Below are 3,923 nucleotides of genomic sequence, written 5' to 3'. Positions count from 1 at the left end.
ATGCTGGCCGACGCGGAAATCGTGATCGCCCGTGGCTTCTCTGCCGACTCCAGAGTCAAACACCCGGTGACTATCCACGCCAACGGAGCGAACTCGGTGGATGGCCGCACCGCTTCCGAAGCACTCGCGTGGTTCGCATTTTGGAACGCCGCGTCGGATTGCGGCGGCGGCTCGGGCTCGATCAACCCGCAATCCCTGCGCGCGCTTCCGGCCGGACGCAAGTGGGCGAGTGAGATCGCCAAGGTAGCCGTCAACGGCCTTGCGGTGGGAAGCCTGTCTGTGCCGGCGCAACTGGCTGCCAGGTGGGGAAGGTTCGGCGGCGCCATCACCGAGTTGATTACCGAACTCGGCAAGGTCTGGGCCAATCCCGCGGCGGCTCGCCGCATCCAGTATCAGCTTGAGCAAATGCTTCTGGACGCTGACGATCTTGGCGCGCCGCGCAGACTGGCGCGAACACTTGGAATCCGCGTCGACGCTCGAAATCCGACCTCGACCGAACTGCCGGACGGAATCGACCAAATCTATGCCTACCTGATGATGGATGGCCACATCGAGGCCGTCGTACAATTCGGCGTGCTCGGGACAGTGACAAGGGATCATTGGATTGAACTGATCCGGTATTTCGCACCGCAAAAGGAGGCTGGCGCCAACACTCCGAACACGCTTCCAGCCGGGGCGTTGTCAGGCGCAGCCGAACGCGGGCCTGATCCGGACAGCCACTTCGGCAAACTCGCGCGATTGGCCGCGCAAGCGCGGGAATTGGTTCGGTCGAGCGCCGAACCAGCGGAGCCTCCCGCGGCGCCGCGCCGCGCACGGCACAGGCACGACAAGGATCGCACGTCGTTCTGGAATGGCTATTTCGCGACCGAGGACCCCTGGAACTACGGTTCGTCCTATGAGCAGGAAAAATATGAGCGGCAGCTCGAGATTCTGCCTGGGGGTCCCATCGGACGGGCGCTTGAGCTCGCCTGCGCGGAGGGCCATTTCACGCGGCAGCTGGCGCCGCGAGTGGGCCATCTGACCGCAACCGACATCTCCGCCATAGCCGTCGGACGGGCCCGCGCGCGATGCAGCGATCAGCCGAATATTGAATTCGGCGTACTGGATTTCTCCGCCGACACGCTGCCGGGTGAGATGGATCTGATCTTCTGTTCGGAAGTGCTCTACTATCTGGATGATCTCGCCGAGTTGCGGCGCATTGCCAAAAAATTCGCAGAGGCGTTGGCGCCTGGCGGCAGTTTCATCAGCGCCCACGCATTCGTGCTGCGTGACAATGTTGAAAGGACGGGCTTCGACTGGAACACATTCGGGGCACAAGCGATCTCAGAGGCGCTCGCAGCGACCGAAGGTCTCGTCCTCGAGCAGTCGATCCAGACCGAGCTCTATCGCATAGACCGATTCCGCCGCCTGTCACCGGACGATGTGGTGACGGAACCGAGGATTGATCATGCGCCGATCCGCGCGTCTATCGGACTCGGGGTCGCCCGAAATATCGTCTGGGGCGGGGCGCGGGCCTTGCGCCGCGACGTCGCGCGCAGCGAGCGGCGGCCACGTATCCCTGTCCTCATGTACCACAGCGTCGCCGAAGAAGGTCCGGCCGCCCTCGCCCGTTTTCGGCTAACGCCCGCCGCATTCGCCAGCCAGATGGCATGGCTGCGCGCCAATGGCTTTCACGCAACCACATCCGAGCAACTGGAACGGTCCATCGCCAACCGTCAGCCTTTCGCTGGCCGCCCAGTGCTCATCACCTTCGATGACGGCTTCCAGAATTTTGCCGACCATGCCTGGCCAACCTTGCGCGCGAACGACCTGACCGCGGAAGTGTTCCTGGTGACTGACCTGGTGGGTGAAAGCGCGCAGTGGGATTCCGTAAACGGTCCGCCGACGCAGCTTATGGATGCCGGGACGGTGCGGCGGCTCGCCGCCGAAGGTGCGTTCTTCGGAAGCCATCTCGCGACGCATCGCGCGATCGATGGTCTGTCGAGTTCTGACTTGGCCGCCGAACTGCTGCGCTCTCGTATGTTCATCGAACGTTGGACCGGTCGGCCAATCTCGGCGTTCGCGGCACCCTTCTCTGTCACCGACCGACGGCTCGGCAGACTGGCCAAGGAGTCCGGCTATCGGATCGGCTTCGGCAGCAGACACGGGCCGGCGGACCTTAATTGCGATCCCATCGACCTTCCACGCATCGAGATTCGCGGGGATCGCTCGCTCGACGACTTTGTCGCCACCGTCGAGGCCATGCTCGATTGAACGGTGAATTTGTCACGGTCATCGGTTCCGCTCACGTGCGCAAGATCGACGAAACGCTCCGCACTCGCCAGACTGCCGCGATCGCTCGATGTCACCCCAAGATCGGAATGACCTGCCCCTGCGGCTGAGTAAACACTGCCAAAATACCCGGCGCATCAGCATATTCAAGCGTGGCATGCGTGGCACCTATCAGCCCTGCGCAGAAAGCATCTGCACCGCTACCTCTCCGAATATGACTTCCGCCATAATTCACGCGCAGCCCCTGGCATGAACGACGATGCGTGGGCCGGTCGCAGCCTTGATGGTATCGTCGGCAAACGCTCGGGTTACTTCATACGGAAGCGACGCCGCTTAAGCCGACCCAGTGCAGGCTAACTGTATTCGGTAGCCGCTTTTCCCGAGCAGATGGATTTCAGATTACGAGCAAATAAGTAAACGTCTCCGAAGTAGTTCGGATACATTTCAGCAAGCTTTTCTTTCTTATCCACCTCGACCAAGACAGCCTTCACCTCACTGCCCCTTAGCTCGATTTTTTGCTCGGTCTCTTTCAATTTTCGTGCGCCTGATATAATTGACTCGAAATTATCGATAGTCAGTTTATGACCTTTCCCATATTGAAGCAAATAGTATCTAGTTTCTTCCGCTTGCTGTATAAAATTCTCTTGGCAGCGGGTAGCATTATTGATTTTTTCTAGTATGCCGATCGCATCTATACGCTTGTTGAGATCCCGCAATTCTCGAACCCGGTCCTTGTGATCCGGAACACTTACATGAACGGGGCACTGCTCAACGTGCGCGAATTCCGCCGACATAAGCTGGAAAAGGCGAAGCCAATCTTGGTCGCCCTCTCCGTGCTTCAAATCCTGGCCCCGGAATAGCCCGACAGCCTCAACCGCAGTTGCCCATGAGTGCTGAAGCTTGGTACGAACTTGCAACTCGATGCGTCGTCCATCGAAAGCCTCGGTGTCGGCATCTCGGGATCGGTATTTGAAAACAATATGGTGACTTCGATACCCGTCCGGCTTCGGCTCATCGATATAGTTAAACTCCCTAGAGTGGATCTCATGGGGGAACTTGTCTCGCATCGATGCGAGAAGCGAGCGAACACCTTTGATATCGGCCATGATCGCCCGGCAACCGCAGATGTCGTTCATGGTGTCCAAATTGGTGGTGGACTCTCGAAGCTTCCGACGAATGGATGCCATGCGCTTTGGCCGGGATGCCATGTCGCCCTCCAGTCGCAGGGCTCTTATGTGATGACGGACAGAGAACCGAACGCTGCGCATCGGCAGAAAGTGCGAGTCGCGCCAGCTATTGGCGATTGAGAAGATTTCGAGTGCGTCCACATACTGGCCGACAGTGATGTCTCGTCCGAACTGAATAGGTTTTGCCAGCCGGTCGCCTGCCTTGCGAACGGCTTTCATGCTGTAGGCAAGGCGCGGGTACTCAGTCATTGGAGCCAAGAAGTCATGGTGGCCCGCCTCATTCTGGACTGGCGGGACTATCGCAGGGGAATCAGATCCCAAGAGTCATATCCGTTTGGGTAAGCGAAGTACCATAGCGCGCGACATCGGATCTCCGCGAGCGAGATACCGTCTCGGCCGTATCTGCCTAGATCGCGCCCCTGGACATGACGCGGACTTACATGCCGCCACGCTCAGGCGGCTTTC

Annotated in this window: 2 protein-coding genes and 1 pseudogene; 2 read left to right on the top strand and 1 reads right to left on the bottom strand. The window is 59.4% G+C overall.

Features of this window, described 5'->3' with window-relative positions:
* Both EOC06_RS34145 and EOC06_RS34140 read left to right on the top strand, forming a co-directional pair.
* Positions 1 to 2,253 (top strand): SAM-dependent methyltransferase (locus EOC06_RS34145; RefSeq protein ID WP_128309880.1); only part of this gene is annotated, 2,253 nt, incomplete at its 5' end.
* A 157-nt stretch (positions 2,254 to 2,410) separates the two neighbouring features.
* Positions 2,411 to 2,628 (top strand): annotated as a pseudogene (locus EOC06_RS34140) (IS1595 family transposase); the annotation flags it as partial.
* Here EOC06_RS34140 and EOC06_RS34135 read toward each other — a convergent pair.
* Entirely contained in the window at positions 2,625 to 3,707 is a 1,083-nt protein-coding gene (locus tag EOC06_RS34135) for a RelA/SpoT domain-containing protein (RefSeq protein WP_128309879.1), read from the bottom strand. The pseudogene EOC06_RS34140 and the gene EOC06_RS34135 overlap by 4 nt on opposite strands.
* Positions 3,708 to 3,923: the final 216 nt, after the last annotated feature.

It is taken from the genome of Mesorhizobium sp. M7A.F.Ca.MR.362.00.0.0 (genome assembly GCF_004023175.1).
Taxonomy (GTDB): Bacteria; Pseudomonadota; Alphaproteobacteria; order Rhizobiales; family Rhizobiaceae; genus Mesorhizobium.
This window is presented reverse-complemented; position numbering and strand designations above follow the sequence as displayed.

Bases quoted from the DNA above. Each gene is read 5' to 3' on its own strand.
- EOC06_RS34135 (WP_128309879.1), bottom strand. From the start codon at position 3,707: ATGACTGAGTACCCGCGCCTTGCCTACAGCATGAAAGCCGTTCGCAAG.